Here is a 23,068-nt window from a genome sequence, read left to right on the forward strand (position 1 = left end):
AGCGGCGAGCGCTTGTTTTTGTACCGGTTAATTAAGCCAGCCACCAGCCAGGGTAGCCGCGCGGATTTAAAACGTCCACCCGAGTTGTAATCCGCCCGCGCGATAATCGCCACCACTCGCATAAGCCACATCCACGACAAAACGTTTCCAGCGATAACCGACACCGGCGCTGGACATATTTTCATGCATACCGGTTTGGTCATTGCGATAACCCGCGCGCAACGCGAGGCTATCAAATAATACGTATTCTGCGCCCAGGCTTAATTCCTGCGTTCCTGCCTCGGTTGCCATGGGTGTGGATTCTTCCAGGTCGTAATCCAGGCCCACACTGAATTTATCGCCTACATAACCGAGGCCCATGCGCGCACGGGAGCTCAGTGTCACTTTCAAATCCGGCTCTGGCTCGCCAGTTTCCGGGTCGGCTTCCTGCTTGGTGCTGAAGCGCTTTTTAAAGGCATCTTTTAAGGTGAGGCTAACGCGATAATGCTCGGCAAACGTAGCTGCAATGCCGAGATCGGCGTTAAAGGCCAAATGGGTTTCCCGGGTATCTTTAAATTCATCGCCGGCCTCTTCAACGGAATCGAGGCTATCGTTGAAATCGGCAGTATCGCGAAAGGCATCCACGCGCATTAATTTGGGGGTGACACCAATGGCGATAGCGTGCCCGCGCACTTCAAATTGTTTGGCCATCGCCATGCCCCATTCACTCACAATCAATGCACTGACATCGGCGTTGGAGGTGAGGGTGCGGGTGAGATCCCGTAGCTGGCCACGACTGTTAACAAGGTGCGGGTAGGCGGCGGCAACCGCAACTGGATCGGCACCGGCGGCAATTTGTCCCATGGATTCAATGTAGTCGCCCAGCAATGCGCGGTCAGCGTCGCTGACATTCGCAACACCGCCTGCCAATGCGCGTGCACCAAAATAAAATCCACCGCCTTCGCGATTACTTGGCTCGCTGATATTGAAACCAATAAAACTGTCGACGGATAAATCCTTGCCCGCAATATCATCCAGTACATCGCGTAAATCGGTGGCAACATCGCGAATTAAGGCGGCAGATGTTTGAACCGGAGCGTCATTGAAATTATCGATTGCGCTACTGAGTTGCGTGTCCAATTCATCTTCAACCGCATCGATTGCTGATTCGGCACCATCGGATACTTGCACTACGATATTGGGTAAATATACGCGTCCATCGCGCCCGGCTTCTTCCTCTTCCTCATGAAACGCGAGCAGGGCCGGGTTATAAAATGCCGCCTGCGCGTGGGTACCGATGGCGGTTGCGGCGCCTCCCATCGCTAATGCGCGCGAATCGTAAATTCCGTAAGTGATTGCAAATGCCGGCGAGCCAAGTGACGCAACCAGCAATGCAACAGGTTTGAAACAAGAGCGACGGGCGAAAAATGCGTGCATAAACACTACCGGTTGATGTTATCGGGGCCCAATAATGCAGAAGCTGGTTTGGCTATAGCCGTACCTGGTTCACAGATTTTGGGGAAAAGTTAATGGAGCTTGGCGATCAAACAGTGATCAAATTGGCAATTTTGCTAGAGTGAAAACAGGTTTTTGCGGTAAAGTGCGCCTGTTGCCATCGTTACTAAACGGCGGGTAATGTTGCGTCATAACGACAAAAAGCTGTTGATCTCAGCAGATAGAGAGTATTCCGGTTTTGAAATTGCCTATGTCTTTTATTTGCCGCACATGTGGATTTTTTTTCCTGGGGCTGATTGTTCTTGCCCAGGCCGCCCAGTCGGCGACCGTCAATGGTGTGCGTGTCTGGCGCGCGCCCGATCACACGCGCATTGTGTTGGACCTGGATGCGCCGGTACAACACAGCCTGACCCTCGCCAATAATCCCGATCGCATTATCCTCGATGTTCCAGCGAGCTCATTAAATACTACTCTCAACTCTCTACCCCTTGCTGATACACCGGTATTGGCGGTGCGCAGCTATGTGCAAAATAAAACGGATCTGCGTTTGGTTCTGGATCTGAAAGCCAAAATCGCGCCTAACAGTTTTTTATTAAAAGCCCACGGCGGTATGCATGATCGTTTGGTGATTGACCTCTATGACGAGCCTGCAACGCCAGCCAATACAACAGCGACGGCGGCGATTGATAAGCCTGTGGTTGCACCTGCCAACCCAGCTGCGCCTGCAAATAAAAATCCGGTGACTGCTAATCCAACCGCTACCAATTCAACAGCGACAAATGCACCGGTTTCAGTAAAACCTGTGGTTGCGACAGCGGCACCTGTTGAAAAAACGCCTGCACCGGCGAATGTCGATCTGCAAGGCAAGCGCACGATTATTATTGCTGTTGATGCGGGGCACGGCGGTGAAGATCCCGGTGCAATGGGCCCTAATCGTATTCGCGAAAAAGAAGTGACGCTCGCCATTGCCAAAGAACTGGTTGCTGCTATTAATGCGCAGCCGGGCTTCAGCGGTAAATTAACGCGCACTGGCGATTATTTTATCCCGCTCAAAAAACGCCGCGATATTGCGCGCACGATGAAAGCGGATTTGTTTGTGTCTATCCATGCGGATGCATTTCATAAATCCAGTGCGCGCGGTGCGTCGGTATTTGCGTTATCGCGCAATGGTGCCACCTCGGAAACGGCGCGCTTTTTGGCCGAACGTGAAAACGAATCGGATTTGATTGGCGGTGTGGGCAATATCAGCCTGGATGATAAAGACCAGGTGCTTGCCGGTGTGCTGGTGGATTTATCCATGACGGCAACGCTCAACTCAAGTTTACAGGTAGGCCACCACGTGTTGAATTCCATGGGCGGCATTGCGCATTTGCACAAGCGCCATGTGGAGCAAGCAGGCTTTATGGTATTGAAAGCGCCGGATGTTCCCTCGATTTTGGTGGAAACCGGTTTTATTTCCAATCCGGATGAGTCACGCAAACTGGCAACGCCTGCTTATCGCAAGCAAATGGCCAGTTCGGTATTTAAAGGCATTCGCCAATATTTTTATCAGCATCCACCGGCGGGAACTTATGTTGCGGCGCAATTGCAATCCGGTGGCATAAAAGATTTTGAACGGCAACATACAGTTGCGGCGGGCGATAGTTTATCGGCAATCGCTGCGCGCTATGGCGTAAGCAGCCAGCAATTAATGCAATACAACAAAATGAATTCCACCGTTGTGAAACTCGGGCAAGTAATACGGATTCCTTCCGGCAATGCGCCTGCCTCTGCTCCTGTTGCTACTGCGCAAATTGAACCTACTACCTTGCCGGTTGCAAAGCCGGTTACACCGCCGCCTGCTTCAAAACCAGTGATGCCGCGCCAGCATAAAGTGATTGCAGGTGATACGTTATCCGGGATCGCCTCTCGTTACGGCGTTTCGGTGGGGCAGTTATTGCGTCACAACAATATGAAAAACCCCACAGTAAAAATCGGTCAAACCATTAAGATTCCTACGACTTGATTACATCTGCTGCGTAAACGTTTTTCCCTGTTAATGCTTTTTTCAAAATAGGTTGATGCGACTTCCCATGCGCAAAATTAAATTACTCAGCCCCCGCCTTGCCAACCAGATTGCTGCCGGTGAAGTGGTGGAGCGCCCCTCTTCGGTAATCAAGGAATTGCTTGAGAACTCATTGGATGCCGGCGCTACACGCCTGGAAATTGATATTGAGGAAGGCGGCATTAAATTAATGCGCGTACGCGATAATGGTGGCGGCATTGATAAAGATGATTTGCCACTCGCATTGAGTCGCCACGCCACCAGCAAAATTTACGAGCTGGATGATCTTGAAGCCGTTGCTACTTTGGGATTTCGTGGTGAGGCATTGGCGAGTATCAGTTCCGTCGCGCGCCTTGCATTAATTAGTAGCACCAATGAAGAAAGTGCCGGCTGGCAAGTGGTAGCGGAAGGTCGCGATATGGAGACCCAGGTTTCGCCTGCTCCGCATCCACGCGGTACTACGGTAGAAGTGCGCGATTTATTTTTTAATACGCCTGCACGCCGCAAATTTTTACGCACCGACAAAACTGAATACACCCATTTGGAAGATGTTGTAAAACGTTTGGCGTTATCGCGGTTTGATGTCGCATTTAATTTGCGCCATAACAATCGCGCAATTTATTCCTGGCGCGCGGGTGATTCGCAATTGGAACAGGAGCGTCGCGTTGCACAAGTGTGTGGCCCTGCGTTTATGGAAAATGCGGTGCATATTGATATTGAGCGCAGCGGTTTGCGTTTGTGGGGGTGGGTCGCGCAGCCAACATTTTCACGCAGCCAGGCAGACCTGCAACATTTCTACGTCAATGGTCGCGCGATTCGCGACAAACTGGTGAGCCATGCCGTGCGTCAGGCGTTCCAGGATGTGCTCTATCACGGACGCCATCCGGCATTTGTGTTGTATCTGGAGTTGGACCCATCAACGGTGGATGTCAACGTGCATCCCACCAAACATGAAGTGCGGTTCCGCGATAATCGCAGCGTGCATGATTTTATTTATTCGAGCTTGCATCATGCCCTCGCGCGCGTTCGCCCGGAAGATACTTTGGCGCGACGCGAATCCAATGAAGTTGATGATGCTCCCGCTGTAAATCCGTTTGCACTTTCCGCGCAAAAAACAGTTCAGGGAATTGCCGCGGGAGAATTTAAAGGGCAGGAAACTATTGGTTTTCGTGCACCATCTGCAGCCGGTTATCAGGGAAATTACCAATCATCCTATAAGCCTTCATTCCCTGATGAAAACACTGTGCGTGAACAGATGGCGGTATATGGTGCATTGCACTCGTCACCGCTGAAAAATAATCCATTGCCGGAAACTCAAAGTGAAGATATTCCGCCGTTGGGTTATGCGCTCGCGCAATTAAAAGGGATTTATATTCTTGCGGAAAATGCGCAAGGTTTAATTCTGGTGGACATGCATGCGGCGCATGAACGTATCACCTATGAGCGCATGAAAGAATCTTTTAGTTGCGGTGGTATTCAAACCCAACCTCTACTGGTGCCCGAATCAATTGCCATCAGTGAAAAAGAAGCCGACTGTGCTGAAAATTTTCACGAGATTTTTAAATCTCTCGGCTTTGAATTGCAGCGCGCAGGACCTGAAACAATATTGATCCGCCAGATTCCTGTGATATTAAATCGTGCGAAAGTTGAACAGCTGGTGCGCGATGTGCTTTCGGATTTAATCGAACACGGCACCAGCGAGCGCATCCAACATCACATTAATGAAATCCTCGGCACAATGGCCTGCCATGGTTCTGTGCGCGCCAATCGCAAATTAACCATTCCGGAAATGAATGCATTGTTGCGCGATATGGAAGCGACTGAGCGCAGCGGTCAGTGTAACCATGGCCGCCCCACCTGGTTGCTACAGTCATTGGATGAACTGGATAAATTATTTATGCGTGGACAGTAATGACCATTGCCAATAATGAAAAAAAACCGGTCATTTTTTTGATGGGTCCAACCGCCTCGGGTAAAACTGATTTGGCGATTTCCCTGCGCCAGCATTTGCCCGTGGAATTGATCAGCGTGGATTCCACATTGGTGTATCGCGGCATGGATATTGGAACCGCGAAGCCCTCGGCGGCAGAGTTAGCAGCGGCTCCGCATCGTTTAATTGATATTCGCGATCCGGCAGAACCTTATTCGGTAGCCGATTTCCTTGCTGATGCAGAGCGAGAAATTGTGGATATCCACAATTCTGGAAAAATCCCGTTACTGGTGGGCGGAACTATGCTCTATTTTCGCGCGCTGCTGGATGGTTTGGCAGAAATGCCAGCGGCTGATGCCGATGTGCGCGCGCAAATCGAGCGCGAGGCAGAAGAGTTTGGTTGGCCTTATGTGCATCAACAATTGGCGGCGGTAGATCCACAAACGGCAGCAGAGATACACCCCAATCATTCGCAGCGTTTAAGTCGCGCGTTGGAAGTTTATCGAGTCAGTGGCAAAACCATGTCGCAATTGCGCGAGCTTCAACATTTGCAGATAAATGCCGGCAATTTTTCTGACCGCTACGATGTTTGCCAATTAGCGATAGCTCCACGCGATCGCGCGATCCTGCATAAACGGATTGAACTTCGTTTTAAAACGATGCTCGAAAAAGGCCTGCTGGCAGAAGTGCGCGCATTGTATGAGCGCGGCGATTTGCATAAAGATTTACCGGCAATTCGCGCCGTGGGTTATCGCCAGGTGTGGGATTATTTCGACGGTATTTGGGATTACACGCAAATGACCGAACGCGGCATTATTGCCACGCGTCAATTAGCCAAGCGCCAGTTCACCTGGTTGCGCGGATGGTCGACAAGTGCAAATACTGATCTACACTGGATATTCACGGAGACTGAACAGGGAATTTCACTCACAAAGGAAGAAATTGTGCGTTGCGCCTTGAATTTTATAGGCACGAGAGCCATATAATACCCACGTGAGAACCCTAGTCAGATTTTCATGCATTCTTCCACCCCCTCCTTACTGGATGTATTAGGTGTTTTGGGTGGGTAATTTTTGCTTTCTTTTTATTTATTGTCCCGAGGAGAATAAACATGTCAAAAGGGCATAGTTTACAAGACCCTTACCTGAACGTTCTGCGCAAAGAGCGTGTACCTGTGTCCATTTACCTGGTGAATGGTATCAAGTTGCAGGGTCAGGTTGAGTCATTTGATCAGTTTGTCGTGCTGTTAAAAAATACTGTAAGCCAAATGGTTTACAAGCACGCTATCTCCACAGTAGTTCCATCCCGTGCGGTACGTGTACCACTGCTCAATGAAGCTGGTGGTATCGAAGGCGAAGAAGACGAGCAAGCCGAGTAATCTATCAAGCTATTTGATATAGCCTCGAGGTCGCTAATTGTTTTTTGATCGCCCAGAATCAGGTGAGCTAGCGGTGCTGGTTCACCTGAACTTGTCGCATGGCCAAGATGCCGAAGACCCTCGCGAATTTGAAGAGTTGGTATTGTCTGCAGGGGGTGATCCTGTAGCTTTTCTGACTGGCTCCCGTATTGTCCCTACCGCCAAATTTTTAATCAGCACCGGCAAGCTCGAAGAGCTTCGGCAATTGGTTGCTGAACACAAAGCCGAGCTGGTGATTTTTAACCACACCCTTACTCCCAGCCAGGAGCGTAACCTCGAACGCGAATTGCAATGTCGCGTGCTGGACCGCACCGGTTTGATCCTGGATATTTTTGCGCAGCGTGCACGAACCTTTGAGGGGAAGTTGCAAGTTGAGCTCGCCCAGCTTCGTCATACAGCCACGCGATTAATTCGCGGCTGGACCCACCTTGAGCGCCAAAAAGGCGGTATTGGTTTGCGTGGTCCGGGTGAGACACAGCTGGAGACTGACCGCCGTTTATTGCGTAATCGCATTACCATGATTGAGCAGCGGCTGGAGAAGGTTCGCTCCCAGCGTGAACAGGGGCGGCGCTCCCGACAGCGCGCGGCTATCCCCACGGTTTCTCTGGTTGGTTATACCAACGCGGGTAAATCTACTTTATTTAATCGTATTACCGGTTCTGATGTTTACGCCGAGAACAAATTGTTTGCGACGCTTGATCCAACAATGCGTCGCATTGAGCTTGCGGATATCGGCGCAGTGGTGTTGGCAGACACGGTAGGTTTTATTAGTCATCTTCCCCATAAGTTAGTTGAGGCTTTTCGCGCGACATTAGAAGAGGCCAGTAACTCAACTTTACTCTTGCATGTGATAGATTCCGCAGCGGAAGAGCGTGCGCGCAATATAGAGCAAGTTGAGTTGGTGTTGGAGGAAATTGGTGCTGCCGAATTGCCGCAGCTGCGAGTTTACAATAAGGTCGATTTGCTTGCCGATACTGATCCGCATATCGATCGTGATGACTCTGGTAGGCCGGTTGCTGTTTGGCTTTCAGCGCAAACGGGAGTGGGATGTAATTTATTGGAAGAGGCCATTTCCGAGCTCCTTGGTAAAGAGGTTGTGAGTGGTTGTCTGGTGTTAACACCCACGCAAGGGCGCTTACGCGCTATGCTCTACACTCAACAAGCGGTAATTGCCGAAGATTATCGCGATGATGGCGCCAGCTTATTGCAAATACGTGTACCCAAAAGTGATTTGTTGCGTATCCTCAGCGCCGAATCTATCGAATTTGAACAGTTGCTATGGGCAGATGACGTTTCTGCTGGACAGGATTTATCAGGGGAGTTGTAAAACCGGCATACAGCCCCCACAACCGTATTATTTTCTACGTGGAGAAAAACTATGGCCTGGAATGAACCGGGAAAAGACAAAGACCCATGGGGTGGTCGCGGTGGCGGCAATAATAACGATGGACCTCCTGATTTGGATGAGGCTTTCAGAAAGCTGCAAGATAAGCTGAATGGTATCTTCGGTGGCGGCTCTGGTTCCGGTGGTGGTAAATCTTCTGGCGGGGCAAACCTTGGTCCGCTATTTATCATTGCGGGCGTTATTGCCCTTGTATTTTATTTCGGCGCCGGTTTTTATCAGGTGGATGCCAAAGAGCGTGCGGTAGTTTTAAAGTTCGGTGCTTTCTCTGAAATCAAAACGGAAGGTCTTAACTGGAATGCGCCGTTGATTACCGATGTATACATCGTCAACGTAACGGGCGAGCGCCAATATCCTTCCCGCGGATTAATGCTTACCGAAGATGAAAGCATCGTTGAATTGCCAATTACTGTGCAATACAACGTCGCAGATGTTAAATCCTATGTGTTGAATGTGCGTGACCCTGAGACCAGTTTGCGCCATGCCACTGATTCTGCTGTGCGCCATGTAATTGGTTCTACAGAGTTGAATCAAGTGTTATCTGAAGGTCGTCAGGCAATTGCGGCAGAAGTGAAGCAACGTTTGCAAACCTATATGGATTCTTACGGTGCAGGTATTCAGGTAATTAATGTGAATATCCAGGAGGCCCGCCCTCCAGAAGAGGTTCGCGCTGCATTTGATGATGTAATCAAAGCGAAAGAAGATGAGGCTCGCCTGAAGAACCAGGCGCAGGCTTATGCAAACGGTATTATTCCGGAAGCCCGTGGTCGTGCGCAGCGTATGCTGGAAGAGGCGGAAGCCTATAAGGCCGAAGTAATTGCGCGCGCAGAAGGTGAATCAGATCGTTTTGAGAGCCTCCTCGCGGAATATAAGCGTGCGCCGGCAGTAACTCGTCAGCGTCTTTATCTGGAAACCGTGGAAAGTGTAATGTCCAACTCTTCCAAGGTTATGGTGGATGTGGCTGGGGGCAACAACATGTTGTATTTACCTCTGGATCGTTTGGGGAATCGCTCGGCTGTAGCTGAACCGCAAGTACAGACCGATAATTTCAATTCGCGTGCAACGCCTGCTGTTGAAGCGACCAAGCCACTTGTTCGTCGGGAGTTGCGCTAATGTCTAATAAAGGTTTTTTTGCCCTCATTCTTGCTGTATTAGGATTGTTGCTTGCGTTTAATAGCATTTACGTAGTGACTGAATACCAGCGTGCAGTGGTTTTGCAATTTGGTCGCCTGGTTAAGGCTGATGTGCCTCCTGGCTTACATTTCAAGCTGCCATTTGCAGAAAAGGTGCGCAAATTTGATGGGCGCCTGTTAACAGCAGACATGAATCCTGAAAGTTTCTTTACCGTCGAGAACAAGCGTTTGGTGGTTGATTCCTATATCAAATGGCAAGTTAAAGATGTAGAAACATACTATAAAGCTACCGGCGGCGATGAGATGTTGGCGGAAGATCGCCTGGCGCAACGTGTTGCCGATGGCCTGCGTAACCAGTTTGGCCGTCGCACATTACATGATGTGGTATCGGGCAAGCGCGATGAATTGATGAGTGAGATCACCACCAGCATCAATGTGGATGCAATCAAATTATTGGGTATCGAAGTAAAAGATATCCGTGTAAAACGCATTGATTTCCCGCCGGAAGCCAGTCAATCAGTATTTGCCCGTATGGCGGCAGATCGCGAGAAAGAGGCGCGTGAGTATCGTTCACAGGGTAAGGAACAAGCAGAAGTTATTGGTGCTGATGCGGATAAGCAGCGCGCTGTTCTTGAGGCTAATGCTTATCGTGATGCCGAGCGAATTCGCGGTGAAGGTGATGCCAAGGCAGCAGGTATTTTTGCCGAAGCCTACACCAAAGATCCTGAATTCTACAGTTTTGTGCGCAGCCTCAATGCTTATCGCCAAAGCTTTAGCAGTAAGGAGGATTTAATGGTTGTTGATCCTAAAAGTGATTTCTTTCGTTACCTGAAGGATCCACAAGGTAAAAATTGATCCTGACAAGGCCCGCTGTTGCGGGCCTTATTGTTTAAGTAATACAACTTTTGCAGGTCAACTTCAGATTGGCCTACAAATCCTGTGGTAAACAGTGTTAAAATGCCGCAACCGAGCCGACCGCTCGGTTTTTTTATGCGCGCACGCCGGATTTTTGCTGAATATTGAGTCGCTTATGACCTACGCTGATCGCTGGTTGTTACCGGACGGAGTGGAAGAAATCCTCCCCGCCGAAGCCAAAGCCATAGATGCTCTGCGTCGTCGCCTGCTGGACCTCTATAGCACCTGGGGTTATGACATGGTCATACCTCCGCTGCTGGAGTACACAGATTCCCTCTTGATAGGGCTTGGGCGCGATGTTGATTTGCTCACTTTTAAAGTCACCGACCAGCTAAGTGGTCGTACCTTGGGGTTACGTGCAGATATCACCCCGCAAACTGCGCGTATGGATGCCCACAGTTTTCATCGCTCAGGTGCCAACCGTTTATGTTATGCCGGACATGTAGTTCATACCCGTCCGAAGAATCCGCTGGCCACGCGTACCCCAATTCAGGCCGGGCTTGAGTTTTACGGCGAATCGGGAATCGCAGCTGACATTGAAGTGGTATCCCTGCTGCTGGAGTCGTTGTCCATAGCAGGATTGACCCATCAACATATTGATTTAGGCCATGTAGGTATTTATCGCGCTATTGCTGCGAGTGCTGGACTGAGCAAGGAACAGGAAGAAACTTTCTTCGAATTGTTGCAACGCAAAGCAACGACCGAGATTCGCGCCTGGGTTGCAGCGAATATCAATGATATTGAGACGGCGAATTTATTTTTGGCATTACCTGGCCTTGCTGGTGATAAATCTGTGTTGCAGAAAGCCAAAGCGCTTTTTTCAGGTTTGACGGCTGCGCAGCATGCTGTCGAACAGTTGATGCAAGTTGCAGAAATTATTGAGCGGCGTTATCCGACAGCTGAGTTGTATTTTGATCTGGGTGAGTTGCGCGGCTATCACTATCTGACCGGTTTGGTGTTTGCAGCTTTTGCTCCCGGATACGGCAACCCTATTGCTAGCGGTGGTCGTTACGATCACATCGGTGAAGTGTTTGGCCGTGCGCGGCCTGCTACCGGGTTTGCTGTTGATATTACCGCTATCAGTAAGTTGGGGTTGTTGCCGCGCAAGTCGTTAAATGCGATTGCCGTTATTGAATCAACAGATCCTTTACAGTGGCGTGCGGTGAGTGAGTTACGCCAACAAGGCGAAAGAGTTGTGAATGTAAGCGCTACTTCCGACCTGAGTGAATTAGGATGTGATCGCCATCTGATTTTGCGCGATGGTCATTATCAGGTTTTGGCCATCTGATTAATCCATTTTTTATTTTTATCTAGCACAGAGAGTTAAACCAGTCATGGGCAAGAACGTTGTGGTATTGGGCACCCAATGGGGTGATGAAGGCAAGGGTAAGATTGTTGATTTGTTAACGGATCAGGTCTCCCTGGTGACTCGCTTCCAGGGCGGTCACAATGCGGGTCATACCTTGGTGATCGACGGTAAAAAAACCGTACTCCACCTGATTCCCTCCGGCATTCTGCGCGACGGCGTTACCTGCCTGATTGGCAACGGTGTAGTGCTTTCCCCTGAGGCTTTGCTTAAAGAAATTGCCGGGCTGGAAGCAACGGGTGTTCCTGTACGCAGCCGCCTGCGTTTGTCTCCGGCTTGCCCGCTTATCCTTCCTTACCACGTTGCGTTGGATCAAGCGCGCGAGCTTGCTCGTGGCGATGCCAAAATTGGCACCACCGGCCGCGGTATTGGCCCGGCTTACGAAGACAAAGTTGCCCGTCGCGGCTTGCGTTTGGGGGATCTGGTTGATCTGGATACCTTCGCCGTAAAACTGAAGGAAATTCTTGCCTACCACAACTTTGTCCTGACCAACTATTTCAAGGTTAATGAAGTTAGCTTCGACAGTGTCTTTGCCGATTGCAAGCTCTGGGCTGAGCAGCTTCTGCCGATGATGGCTGATGTTACAGAATTGCTTCATGCTGCACGCGAGCAAGGTGAAAGTATTTTATTTGAGGGCGCGCAGGGGTCTTTATTGGATATCGACCATGGTACTTATCCGTATGTAACCTCATCAAATACGACCGCCGGTGGTACAGCGACAGGTTCAGGTTTTGGTCCGCTGTATCTCGATTATGTTTTGGGTATCACCAAAGCCTACACCACACGTGTCGGTTCCGGCCCGTTCCCAACCGAACTGGATTGTGAAATTGGCGAATACCTGGGCAAAAAAGGCCACGAGTTTGGTGCCACTACCGGTCGCAAGCGCCGTTGCGGCTGGTTTGATGCCGTTGCCGTGCGCCACGCTAATCGCATTAACAGTGTTACAGGCATCTGTTTGACAAAGCTGGATGTTTTGGATGGATTGGAAACTGTCAAAATCTGTATCGGTTATCAAGACTCCAAAGGCAATCCAATCGCTAGCATGCCTTATGACGCTGATGGTTGGGCTGGCCTCAAACCTGTATATGAAGAAGTACAGGGATGGAGTGAATCAACCGTCGGTGCACAGTCGCTGGATGATTTACCCGCGAACGCCAGAGCCTATATTCGCCGGCTTGAAGAGTTAATCAAGGCGCCAATTGATATAGTTTCCACTGGTCCTGATCGGATTGAAACCATTGTTTTACGTCATCCATTCTCGGCATAAAACTTTTCTTTTTGTCGCTTAAAAAGCCCATTTGCCATAATGGGCTTTTTTATGGGTGAAATTTATTATTGCAAGTAAATGATTGCTTGCGCTCAAATTGATAGCGCTGTCAGCTTGATTCTTTTATAGTCAAAAAAACCATTGCTCCTCTTCCTTTACGGCGCCACATCCCTTTAATGGATGCTAGGATTTAATCGCCTGCTAACAATAATCACCAGGTCCGCAGTCAAAACTGCTCTGCACCATTTTACGCAACCTGCGCAAACTGGTGCGACACACATTTCGCACTACCGGAGCATAGTTAGTGATTATTGGTGACAGGTAAGTATGACACTGCTCATCTTGATCTAAACTCAGAATGCTTAGGGTCTATTTGACTCAAAGAACTATAAAAAATTACCTAATCATAAATTTAACAATGGGGTTGGCTATATGGTTTTCCATAAAAATGACAAAACCGCACCACAGCAGCAAAACATCAAATTTAAAAAGTCCATGTTAGCGATGTGCATAGTGGCATTGAGTGCTCCAGGATTTGCACAAACTGATAACGTCGAAGAGATAGTTGTAAGTGGCACACGTGCTAACTTGCAAAATGCTCAAGAAATCAAGAAAAACGCAAACACATTCGTCGATTCTATTTCCGCAGAGGACATTGGCTCTTTGCCTGATCGCAGTGTTTTAGAAGCTATGTCGCGTGTTCCCGGTGTGTCGATCGAACGTTTTGCTGCGGCAAATGATCCTGACCATTTCGGTGTTGAGGGTTCTGGTGCGGTAATCCGCGGGATGAGTGCTACCCGCTCAGAGTTCAATGGCCGGGATTCTTTCACGGCGAACTCAGGACGCGGGCTAAACTTTCAGGATGTCCCGCCCGAACTAATGTCAGGTGTGGATATATATAAAAACCAATCTGCCGATATGATCGAAGGTGGTATTGGGGGTACAGTAAGTCTCCGGACGCGTAAACCATTTGACTCGCCTGATCGTTTGGTGGCAGTTACAGCAGACTATTCTTATGGTGACATGGCAGAAAGTTGGACTCCTACGATATCTGGCTTGTTTAGTGATCGTTGGGAAACCTCTGCCGGCGAATTTGGTTTTCTTGTTAATGCATCATCCTCAAAATTAGATGGTGTTTCTCACGGCATTCAGTCCGATGCTTATGTTCAGTATTTGGATGATTACACTAATTTTCCGCGTCCTTTGGATGGCGGTCCTAACGCCAATCACGCCGGTCCAAATGATATTGCTGGTGCAGAGCGTTTTGCAGAAGCTGGAAAAGGCGTTTGGTTGCCGGCTGGCTCAAACGCCTCAATGAAAAATGATGATCGTTACCGTAAAGGCTTTTCCGCTGCTTTCCAATGGGAAAATACTGATAAAACTCTTATTAATACCACCCAGTTTTTACGCTCTGATGCGCGTTTAAGTTGGAAGGAAAATACTATCGGTTATCAGTCTGGTTATGACAGGCGCCGTGCAATCCCGTTGCCAGGAACGGAATACACCTTTGATGATGATGGTATTTTTCAGGCGGGTGTAATTACAAACGACAGTGGTTTTGGAGCTAATGGCTGGCGCTCAGTGGATGGGGACGATAGTGCAAATGCACATATCCCTAACGGGGCTTCATGGGCTACTCCAAACCTGCGTGTTTTCGGTAGTCAATTCCAGACTGCTACACGTGTAAAAGAGACTGATACCATCATTGATGATTTCTCTACAAATTTCAAATGGACTCCTAGCGACAGCTGGGAAGTCAGCTTGGATTTACAACATATTGAAGCCGAGAGTGACGACGACGACGTTGCAATCATGATGGCAATGAATGCTATCCAGGATTATGACACTCGCGGAGATACACCAAAACTGCGATTCATTGAGCCTTGGGCTGGTGCGCGCGATAATAATTATAAGATTGATTGCGGCGGCCCCGAAAAAGGTGAAGTTTGTCTCGATGCTAATGGTATGCCATTGGCGGGGCAAGGGCCTTTTGGTGTTGCTGGAGACGGCACTAAAATTGGCGGCAAGAACTTACCGGGTTTTTCAGATGATCCATTAGGTGATAGCAATTATTTCCAGGATATTAATTCTTACAACTGGCAATCTGCGATGGATCACTATGAGCGCTCAGAAGGGGATTCAAACGCCGCACGTTTGGATGTCACGTTTAATGCTGATGGTGATTTCCTGACTGCTGTAAAAGCTGGGGTGAGATTTGCCAAGCGTGAGCAAACAGTCAGATCATCGACTTACAACTGGGGTGCTTTGTTTCCGGTATTTGCTCGTGCTGGTGGTTTGGGGTGGGCAGATACCGACACCGTCGGAGATTTGAAGGGGCAATGGGAAGCTGTTAATTGGAGCGATTTTCACCGTGGCAATGTATTAAGTGTGCAAGGTGACTCCTTTCTTCATCCATCAGAGAGATTGGTAAGAGATGTTATCAATGGTCGTGATTTACCAACGGCTGGTGATAAAGTGGATAATCCTTGGGAGCAAACCGGTAAGCGCGAGGGTGTTATTCCTGGATCATTATTTCTCCCCTCGGAAATAAACATTACCTCTGAGGAAAATAGAGCAGCATATGTACGTTTTGACTTTAATACGGAAGTTGCTGAATTGCCTATAAAGGGTAACGTAGGTTTACGTTACATTGAGTTGGAGCGTGATGCGACTGGCTCAGTTAAGTATCCTGATTTGCGTCCGACCGTAGCCATTCCCGCTGGAGCGCCTCATCCAAAAGATATAGCCGCAAGCGATGCCTATGAAGCACAACAAAAAGCGCTCATTGAAGCTAAATATGGTGGTAGTGCGGTATCTCTTTTGCCTGCAGAATTGCAGCCAGCTGCTGTTGCCGCGCTGTATGCCCAAGGGGAATCAGGGATTGCACAATATAATGCGTTGGTTGCGACTTATGCCACTGAAGTGAAGGCTGCACAAGACCGTGAGAAAGCTGTTAATACCGATCTCGACAAAATCATGGTATATCGTGGTCAGTCAGGATATTACCTCTCAGATGAACAGTCTGGTTTTGCAAATAATGCGTCACAGTTCCAGAGCGCATCAAGCACATACGATGCCGTGCTACCAAGCCTTAATTTGGCGGTAAGTTTTACCGATGAATTGATTGGTCGTTTTGCGTTCGCGAAAGCGATAGCTATGCCTGATATGGAAAATGTCAGAAATACATCGACAATATCGAATACGACGACGACTAATCAAATACGAATTATTCCTCCCACTCCTCCATTACTTGAGCAGAGCTCCCAGATTATTGCTGCGACTGTTAATGAATGGACCGGCACTGCAGGTAACCCATATTTGCAGCCTATGGAATCTGATCAGATTGACGTGTCTCTTGAATGGTATTTTGCAAAAGATGGTTCTTTAACAGTTACAGCGTTTAGAAAAGAGCTTTCAAATTTCTTCACAGAAGGCGCATTTACCAGAAGTTACACCAATCCTGAGAGTGGTGTAACTCAGCAAGCTTTGGTAACGGGCACTATCAATAATGGTGAAGGGGAATTGCAAGGTATCGAGTTTGCGTATCAGCAATTCTTCGATATGTTGCCTGCACCATTTGATGGTTTAGGGGTACAGGTTAACTATACCTATATTGATTCCAAAGCGATTCCTAATGCAGGAAGCCTGGAGCAGGATGATGGTGATTCAACCGATACTGGGGCTCGTGTAGATTTAGCTGGTTTACCATTAAAGGGGCAATCTAAAGATACCTTTAATATTACCGGTATGTACGAGAAAAATGATTGGTCATTCCGTTTGGCATATAACTGGCGTTCTCGTTATTTGTTAACTACACGTGACGTGATTAGTCGGTATCCGCTGTGGAATGATGACTACGGTACGGTTGATGGGTCTTTGTTCTATACTGTTAATGATAATTTCACTGTTGGGTTGCAGATGACTAATATTACCAACGCACAGACAGAAACTATTATGATATTGGATGGCAAAGGGCTTGAGGCTGGTCGCTCCTGGTTTGTTAATGATCGCAGGGCGGCTGTGGTGGTTAAAGCTACTTTCTAAATGGTTAATTTTAGATGAAAGCAGCAGCTTTCATTTTACTCCAGGGAAAACGCGCCTTCATTGGCGCGTTTTTTTTGAAACTCCTTCTCTAATTTTAAAACCTGAAAAAAATGAATATAAAAAAGGTTGTTATTGTTGGTGGTGGATCTGCTGGCTGGATGACAGCTGCGGCGTTAGTTCGACGCTTTCCTGGAAAACAACTCGACATCACGTTAATAGAAAGTGATGTGATTGGCGCTGTAGGTGTCGGTGAATCGACAATACCCCCAATCAGGCAGTTTAATGAATTTCTCGGCATCGATGAACTAGCTTTTGTTCGGGAAACTAAAGCAACCTTTAAACTCGGTATTCGATTTTTAAATTGGGGCGAGCTTGGTGGCGATTATATTCATCCTTTCGGTTCTGTTGGTCAGGATTTTGCCGGCATTGATTTTCATCATTATTGGAGACGGGCTCGCTCAATCGGCAATAAGGTTCCTTTTGATCAATATTCATTAGCAGCGGTGGCCGCCAGGCAAGGACGTTTTCAATTTCCCGAGCGTGATCATCCATTACTATCAAGCTTTAATTATTCTTACCATTTTGATGCAACCCTTTATGCGACTTTTCTTCGTCGCTATGCAGAAACCCGGGGAGTTATTCGTCGTGAAGGAGTTGTTAATAGTGTTTTAAAAAAATCATCAAGTGGTTTCATCGAAATAATTGGTTTGGAGTCTGGTGAGAAAATTTCGGCTGATCTTTTTATTGATTGTTCAGGTTTTCGAGCCTTATTGATGAAGGATGTTGGTGCTCAATTTGAGTCTTGGAAGCAATGGTTGCGTTGTGATAATGCAATCGTGGCACCCTCTGAAAAAGCAATGCTAATTCCGCAACCCTATACACAATCCACTGCTAAATCGGTGGGCTGGCAATGGTCAATTCCACTTCAGCATCGAGTTGGTAATGGATATGTATATGCATCTGACTACATTTCTCACGCTGATGCAGTTCGTATTTTTTGTGAAGATGTTACCGGGAAGCTTTTAGCGGAGCCCCGCAGGATAAGTTTTTCAGCGGGTCAGTACAAAAATAATTGGGAAAAAAACTGTGTTGCCATTGGCTTATCCGGAGGATTTTTAGAGCCGTTAGAGTCGACCAGTATTTATTTAATTCAGTATGCTATTCAAAAATTAATTGAGTATTTCCCGGAATCAGGGGCGTTTGATACAAACGCTTTCGAGTTCAATAAACAGTTAAACAAGGAGTATATTCGTTTACGTGATTTCATCATTATGCACTATAAGGAAGTTAATCGGGAAGATTCTACTTTCTGGCGTGATTGTAAGAATATGACGGTGCCTGATGAATTGGCTGCAAGGCAAATGGCTTTTTCTTGCGCCGGAATTGTGGATCATTCGCAATATGGCGTATATGCAGCTGTGTGTATTGGGCAGGGCTTAATCCCTAAATACCATGATATAAAAATAAACCGGTTATCTGATGCTCAATTGATGCGCGCATTGAATGAAGTTTATAAGCAAGTCACAGAAGGTTCTGCATTAATGCAGAACGCCGACAAATTTATAGATAGTCTAATTGGTGAGCATCGCAAATGAATACAAGGACAATTGTAATTATAGGAAGTGGCGTGGCCGGATGGAGTTTAGCTTGCGCATTAGGGCGATTTTTTGTTTCATCTGAAATAAAAATAATTTTTCTTGATAATGAGCAGGCTGACTTTTTTCCTGCAGAATATGCGGGTTCATATATACATGATTTTAACGATATGTTGGGTATCTCCCTTCGCGATATTCTTGCTGAGACAAATTCAACGTTAAGTTATGGCAATCGCTTTAAACAATGGGCGTTTTCAGGTCAGGATTTTATTCTGACTGAGTCCTTTTTTCCGAATGACCGAAGCGGTATTAATTTTTCACAAATTTTTTCCTCCGCAAAAAAAGCAGGTCTGGCGAAAAATTTTGATGATTTTATTCTTCCTGCTGTAGCTGCTAAATTAGGTAGATTTGGATTTCCAGTTAAAAATGAAAATTCAGTTTATTCCGGTTTACAGTTTGGTATTAATTTGGATTTGAATGGATATACGCGCTTAATTGCGAAAGTTGCCCTTAGTCTCGGTGTTGCCCATATTAAGGGACGTGTAATTGGTATTGATGAAACAGATAGTACGGGAAATGTGAAATCTTTGATTTTGGAATATGGGCAAAAATGTTATGCAGACCTTTATATTGATTGCTCTCACAACGGAGATTTGGTTAGGAAAATATTGATTTTCCCCGAAACCGGTGACTCTAATGCACCTGGTTTTTCTCGATTAACTGTTGGTTCTATGGCTCCTGATTTAAAATTCAAGCCTGTTGCAGATTGGTTGGGTATTGATATTGGTGTTGCTCAAATAATTCCTTTGCGTGAAAAAAAACTTGTGTCGTTGCATCTTTTGTCAGATTTAGATGTTTTGTCTCAATCGGAATTGCAAGGGTTGACAGTAAGTGGTTCCTATCTTTCGACGCCAAATAATAGTAATTATTTCCTTAATTTTCCTTGGGTTGCAAATGTTGTCGCAATGGGAAAGGCAGCGTTTAGGCAGCCTGTCACCCCATGGGGTGAATTTAAATGGTTTCGAAACCAGGTGGTTCGCTTTGTAGAATTATTTATGGGGTTTGATGTGCTGCAATGTTGTGCTGGTGAGTATAATCGGTTATCCCTTGATGAGCTTGTGATGATAAAAGAGCTGAGTGCATTAACCTATTTCGTGGGTGGCACCAACAATAAACTATTCGCTGATTATTTTAATGAGCATGCTTTATCATCGGAAGCGAAACATCGATTGCAGTTATATTCTGATGCGGCTAGACATGCTTTCGTAAATGATCAGGTTATTTCTCTGAATCAGTTGGATGCTTTTTTTCTCGGAAGCAAAATTTTCCCTGAATGGACTAGAGCTCAGGCAGCAGAAAAACCGGAAAATCAATTGTTAACATATTTTGAGCATATCAATTCATTAACTCAGTCTGCTGCACTTAATTTGCCGCTATATTCAGAGTGTATACATCAATTTCTGTCACGAAATCAATGATAAAAAATAATTTTTTTGCTAATTGGTGGAAGGTTTTATGAGCCTGTTTGAGGTTGTTATCATTGGTGGTGGAACTGCAGGTTGGATGACAGCTGCAGCTTTGGCAAAATTTTTACCCCAAGATACTCATCGAATTACCTTGGTTGAATCCGAGCTAATTGGAACAGTGGGGGTGGGTGAGGCAACCATTCCTCATATTCGTTATTTTAATTCAATGCTTGAAATTGATGAAAACGATTTTGTTCGATCTACCGGTGCAACTTATAAATTAGGCATACAATTTGAGAATTGGGGAAAGAACGGTGATAGTTATATTCATCCATTTGGTGTGCATGGTCGAGATTTTCCCTTGTTAGACTTTCATCATTGTTGGTTGAAACTACGCGAAGAAAATAAAGTGCTTCCATTTGATAATTATTCTTTGGCATCAATGGCGGCAAAACATAATAAATTTATGTATCCAACAGAAGATTCGCAGTCAATTTTTTCAAGTTATACATATGCATTTCATATTGATGCTGGTTTGTATGCTCGTTATCTAAGGCGTTATGCCGAGGCCCTTGGTGTTATTCGGAGGGAGGGAAAAATTGCTGATGTTTTACTTGATGCAGATAATGGCAATATAAGTTCAGTGGTTTTTGATGACGGGTTCACTTTGCAAGGTAATTTTTTTATCGATTGCAGCGGTTTTGTTGGTTTATTGATCGAGGGGACTCTTAAGGCTGGGTATGATAATTGGAGCCATTGGCTCCCTTGTGATAGCGCTGTGGCAGTACCCAGTGAAAAAGTCCTACCACTTCGCCCTTACACGCGGTCAATTGCTTGCGAAGCAGGATGGCGCTGGCAAATACCGCTACAACATCGGACGGGTAACGGATATGTATATTGCAGCAAATATATTAGTGACGATGATGCGAAAGATCAGCTTTTACAAAATCTGGATACACCTGCGTTAGCAGATGTACGGCAATTAAAATTTACTGCAGGTCGCCGATATGAGTCATGGAAAAAAAATTGCGTTGCGATTGGACTTTCCGGCGGCTTTCTGGAACCGTTGGAATCTACCAGTATCTATTTGATTCAGGTAGCTATTATGAAATTGCTTGAATTGTTTCCTCATTCGGAAGAAAACCCTTTGAGGAGGTTGTATTTTAATAAATTTATGAAAACTGAATATGAATTGATCAGGGATTTTCTTATTTTACATTATCGGCTTAATTCAAAATCCGATTCAGCATTCTGGAATTATTGCGCGACCATGGAAATTCCCTCATCGCTTGAAAGAAAAATGGCGTTGTTTGAAGATACTGCACATGTCGAGCATTATAGTTTAGGCTTGTTTATGCGCCCAAGTTGGTTAGCCGTTTATTTAGGACAAGGTTTCATTCCCAAAGAATATGATCTGCGAACACGGCATGTTAAAAATCTTGATTTTCGTCTTACCGATTTTGACAATCTTATAAAAAATAGTGTTGCAGCGATGCCTGACGCGCAGGCGTTTCTTGCCAAAATTCATGGTGATGAGGTAGGGCAGTGTCCTGCGGCGACACTTAGTTTGTACGGGCGCAACTAATGTCGCAAATAAAGAAAATAATTATTTTGGGTGAAGATGAGCATGCGTGGTTTGCTGCAGCAGTTCTTGCATTTAATTGCCCTTGGTTAAGCGTTACTGTTCTTGGTGAAAACGAAAATAACAGTGGATTTTATGCGGCGGCTACCCGGGGTAATTGTCAGGATTTTTTTTGTTCACTAGGGTTTTCATGGCAGGAGTTACTATTTTCTTCCAGTGCTACTTATAAACTCGCAAATCATTATGTTAATGATGACGATAATCGTCTCGATTTTTTTCATAGTTGCAGTACTTATGGTGCAGATATCGGATTGTTTGAATTTCATCATGTTATTAAAGCGTTAAATCATGATTTTCCTTCAGCGTTTTTTGATGCCTACTCATTGGAAGCTCAGGCTGCAAAGCATGGGAAATTTATTGTCAACAGAGATAGCGCCTGGGGTTTGCATTATGATCGAATTGCGTTCTCTAAACTATTGAAAACCTATGCCCAACAATTGGGTGTAAAACATATTGCTGATGCAATAACATCTGTTGATGTTGACAGCCCTGCTAAAATTAACCAGATAATCACTGGTAATGGCAATACTTATGCTGCGGATTTTTATATTGATGCAAGGTCATCTAATTCTACATCATCATTTGAGATGAATGAGTTACAGAATACTCCAAGGCGAAGTAACGCGCTGTCGAGTTGGTGTTTAACTGCGTTTCTTGATGAGCATCAGGTTTATCGCCCCGCAACTGAATATCGTCGAATTAACGATCAGTATTGGATTAAGAAAATTCCGTTGCAATCTCGTACTATTGTGGAGCTTTACGGTGCTGGTCCGTTGCCACGACAGAAAAATTATTCTGCGCTATTTAATAATCTTGGATATCTAATCCAAGAGAGTTCTGTAAAGTTGATCATTTTGGCTTCAGGACGCAAAAATGTTTTTTGGAATGGTAATTGTTTGGCGCTTGGAGATAGTGCTGTTGCTCTTGGTAATTTGGCGTTTCCTGCGTTGGAGGTTACTAAGGTCCAGCTGGAAAAATTACTTAAGTACTTTCCTTGTATGGAGCAAAATGACAAATTGATTGCTGAATATAATAGGATAACTACTCAAGCAGTAGATAATATTCTCGATTATCATTGCCTAATAAGTGCGATCTTGAGAAAAGGTTCTCTGGATAAAGAACTTAACGGTCTTTATCCATCCCTTGTTGCACGAATTAATTATTTTATGTCAACGGGAAGATATGAGTTCCACGAAAATGAGCTGATATCAAAAGATGAATGGATTTCATTGCTCATGGGCTTTGGAGTCCCTATAAAAGAACGTGATGCGCTGATAGGCACAAGCGAATTGGAACGGCTTGCCATATTACTAAATTCAATGAGTGCGGAAATAAAAAAGTCAGTTGCTGAAATGCCCAACCATTTAATTTTTCTTAGTCAATTTTTACAATCTAAAAATAAGCGGTGAAGTT

The 23,068-nt window shown here is 46.2% G+C and carries 15 protein-coding genes; 14 read left to right on the forward strand and 1 reads right to left on the reverse strand.

Annotated elements, in window-relative coordinates; genetic code table 11:
* Nucleotides 1–66 precede the first annotated feature (66 nt).
* Nucleotides 67–1,416 carry a conjugal transfer protein TraF gene (traF, locus tag A596_RS03435; RefSeq protein ID WP_039912676.1) on the reverse strand — a complete coding sequence of 450 codons (1,350 nt, stop codon included), beginning with the start codon at nucleotides 1,414–1,416 and terminating at the stop codon, nucleotides 67–69.
* A 268-nt stretch (nucleotides 1,417–1,684) separates the two neighbouring features.
* Here traF and A596_RS03440 point away from each other — a divergent pair, with 268 nt between their 5' ends.
* The 14 genes from A596_RS03440 to A596_RS03505 all read left to right on the forward strand — a co-directional run bounded on the left by A596_RS03440 (nucleotide 1,685) and on the right by A596_RS03505 (nucleotide 23,064).
* A complete protein-coding gene (locus tag A596_RS03440; protein ID WP_052417195.1) occupies nucleotides 1,685–3,439 on the forward strand; it encodes an N-acetylmuramoyl-L-alanine amidase in 1,755 nt (584 codons plus the stop codon).
* A 67-nt stretch (nucleotides 3,440–3,506) separates the two neighbouring features.
* A complete protein-coding gene (gene mutL / locus A596_RS03445; RefSeq protein WP_039912677.1) occupies nucleotides 3,507–5,390 on the forward strand; it encodes a DNA mismatch repair endonuclease MutL in 1,884 nt (627 codons plus the stop codon).
* Nucleotides 5,390–6,394 carry a tRNA (adenosine(37)-N6)-dimethylallyltransferase MiaA gene (gene miaA, locus A596_RS03450; RefSeq protein WP_039912678.1) on the forward strand — a complete coding sequence of 335 codons (1,005 nt, stop codon included), beginning with the start codon at nucleotides 5,390–5,392 and terminating at the stop codon, nucleotides 6,392–6,394. The genes mutL and miaA overlap by 1 nt, the downstream gene beginning before the upstream one ends.
* A 125-nt stretch (nucleotides 6,395–6,519) precedes the next feature.
* Complete coding sequence (gene hfq / locus A596_RS03455; RefSeq protein ID WP_039912679.1) at nucleotides 6,520–6,786, forward strand: RNA chaperone Hfq; 267 nt, start codon at nucleotides 6,520–6,522, stop codon at nucleotides 6,784–6,786.
* A 37-nt stretch (nucleotides 6,787–6,823) separates the two neighbouring features.
* A complete protein-coding gene (hflX, locus tag A596_RS03460; protein WP_039912680.1) occupies nucleotides 6,824–8,152 on the forward strand; it encodes a ribosome rescue GTPase HflX in 1,329 nt (442 codons plus the stop codon).
* Nucleotides 8,153–8,203: 51 nt separating this feature from the next.
* Nucleotides 8,204–9,340 carry an FtsH protease activity modulator HflK gene (gene hflK, locus A596_RS03465; RefSeq protein WP_039912681.1) on the forward strand — a complete coding sequence of 379 codons (1,137 nt, stop codon included), beginning with the start codon at nucleotides 8,204–8,206 and terminating at the stop codon, nucleotides 9,338–9,340.
* Nucleotides 9,340–10,215 carry a protease modulator HflC gene (gene hflC / locus A596_RS03470; RefSeq protein WP_039912682.1) on the forward strand — a complete coding sequence of 292 codons (876 nt, stop codon included), beginning with the start codon at nucleotides 9,340–9,342 and terminating at the stop codon, nucleotides 10,213–10,215. The genes hflK and hflC overlap by 1 nt, the downstream gene beginning before the upstream one ends.
* Nucleotides 10,216–10,390: 175 nt before the next feature.
* Complete coding sequence (locus A596_RS03475) at nucleotides 10,391–11,563, forward strand: ATP phosphoribosyltransferase regulatory subunit (RefSeq protein ID WP_039912683.1); 1,173 nt, start codon at nucleotides 10,391–10,393, stop codon at nucleotides 11,561–11,563.
* 46 nt (nucleotides 11,564–11,609) lie between these two features.
* Nucleotides 11,610–12,908: an adenylosuccinate synthase gene (locus A596_RS03480; RefSeq protein WP_039912685.1), complete on the forward strand. Its 1,299-nt coding sequence runs from the start codon at nucleotides 11,610–11,612 to the stop codon at nucleotides 12,906–12,908.
* A gap of 504 nt (nucleotides 12,909–13,412) precedes the next feature.
* Nucleotides 13,413–16,952, forward strand: coding sequence for a TonB-dependent receptor (locus A596_RS03485; RefSeq protein ID WP_459542203.1), 3,540 nt, complete (start codon nucleotides 13,413–13,415; stop codon nucleotides 16,950–16,952).
* Nucleotides 16,953–17,062: 110 nt separating this feature from the next.
* Nucleotides 17,063–18,547 carry a tryptophan halogenase family protein gene (locus A596_RS03490; protein WP_039912686.1) on the forward strand — a complete coding sequence of 495 codons (1,485 nt, stop codon included), beginning with the start codon at nucleotides 17,063–17,065 and terminating at the stop codon, nucleotides 18,545–18,547.
* The gene (locus tag A596_RS03495) at nucleotides 18,544–20,025 is read left to right on the forward strand and encodes a tryptophan 7-halogenase (protein ID WP_084127998.1); all 1,482 of its coding nucleotides are present in this window, start codon (nucleotides 18,544–18,546) and stop codon (nucleotides 20,023–20,025) included. The genes A596_RS03490 and A596_RS03495 overlap by 4 nt, the downstream gene beginning before the upstream one ends.
* A 37-nt stretch (nucleotides 20,026–20,062) precedes the next feature.
* On the forward strand, nucleotides 20,063–21,598 hold the full coding sequence (locus A596_RS03500) for a tryptophan halogenase family protein (RefSeq protein WP_039912688.1): 1,536 nt from the start codon (nucleotides 20,063–20,065) through the stop codon (nucleotides 21,596–21,598).
* Nucleotides 21,598–23,064 (forward strand): tryptophan 7-halogenase, encoded by a 1,467-nt coding sequence (locus tag A596_RS03505; RefSeq protein WP_039912689.1) that lies wholly within the window; start codon nucleotides 21,598–21,600, stop codon nucleotides 23,062–23,064. Before A596_RS03500 ends, A596_RS03505 begins: the two co-directional genes overlap by 1 nt.
* Nucleotides 23,065–23,068: the final 4 nt, after the last annotated feature.

This window comes from Cellvibrio mixtus subsp. mixtus J3-8 (assembly GCF_000766945.1).
Classification (GTDB): Bacteria; Pseudomonadota; Gammaproteobacteria; order Pseudomonadales; family Cellvibrionaceae; genus Cellvibrio; species Cellvibrio mixtus_A.

Bases quoted from the DNA above. Each gene is read 5' to 3' on its own strand.
- traF (WP_039912676.1), bottom strand. From the start codon at position 1,416: ATGCACGCATTTTTCGCCCGTCGCTCTTGTTTCAAACCTGTTGCATTG.
- A596_RS03440 (WP_052417195.1), top strand. From the start codon at position 1,685: ATGTCTTTTATTTGCCGCACATGTGGATTTTTTTTCCTGGGGCTGATT.
- mutL (WP_039912677.1), top strand. From the start codon at position 3,507: ATGCGCAAAATTAAATTACTCAGCCCCCGCCTTGCCAACCAGATTGCT.
- miaA (WP_039912678.1), top strand. From the start codon at position 5,390: ATGACCATTGCCAATAATGAAAAAAAACCGGTCATTTTTTTGATGGGT.
- hfq (WP_039912679.1), top strand. From the start codon at position 6,520: ATGTCAAAAGGGCATAGTTTACAAGACCCTTACCTGAACGTTCTGCGC.
- hflK (WP_039912681.1), top strand. From the start codon at position 8,204: ATGGCCTGGAATGAACCGGGAAAAGACAAAGACCCATGGGGTGGTCGC.
- hflC (WP_039912682.1), top strand. From the start codon at position 9,340: ATGTCTAATAAAGGTTTTTTTGCCCTCATTCTTGCTGTATTAGGATTG.
- A596_RS03475 (WP_039912683.1), top strand. From the start codon at position 10,391: ATGACCTACGCTGATCGCTGGTTGTTACCGGACGGAGTGGAAGAAATC.
- A596_RS03480 (WP_039912685.1), top strand. From the start codon at position 11,610: ATGGGCAAGAACGTTGTGGTATTGGGCACCCAATGGGGTGATGAAGGC.
- A596_RS03485 (WP_459542203.1), top strand. From the start codon at position 13,413: ATGTGCATAGTGGCATTGAGTGCTCCAGGATTTGCACAAACTGATAAC.
- A596_RS03490 (WP_039912686.1), top strand. From the start codon at position 17,063: ATGAATATAAAAAAGGTTGTTATTGTTGGTGGTGGATCTGCTGGCTGG.
- A596_RS03495 (WP_084127998.1), top strand. From the start codon at position 18,544: ATGAATACAAGGACAATTGTAATTATAGGAAGTGGCGTGGCCGGATGG.
- A596_RS03500 (WP_039912688.1), top strand. From the start codon at position 20,063: ATGAGCCTGTTTGAGGTTGTTATCATTGGTGGTGGAACTGCAGGTTGG.
- A596_RS03505 (WP_039912689.1), top strand. From the start codon at position 21,598: ATGTCGCAAATAAAGAAAATAATTATTTTGGGTGAAGATGAGCATGCG.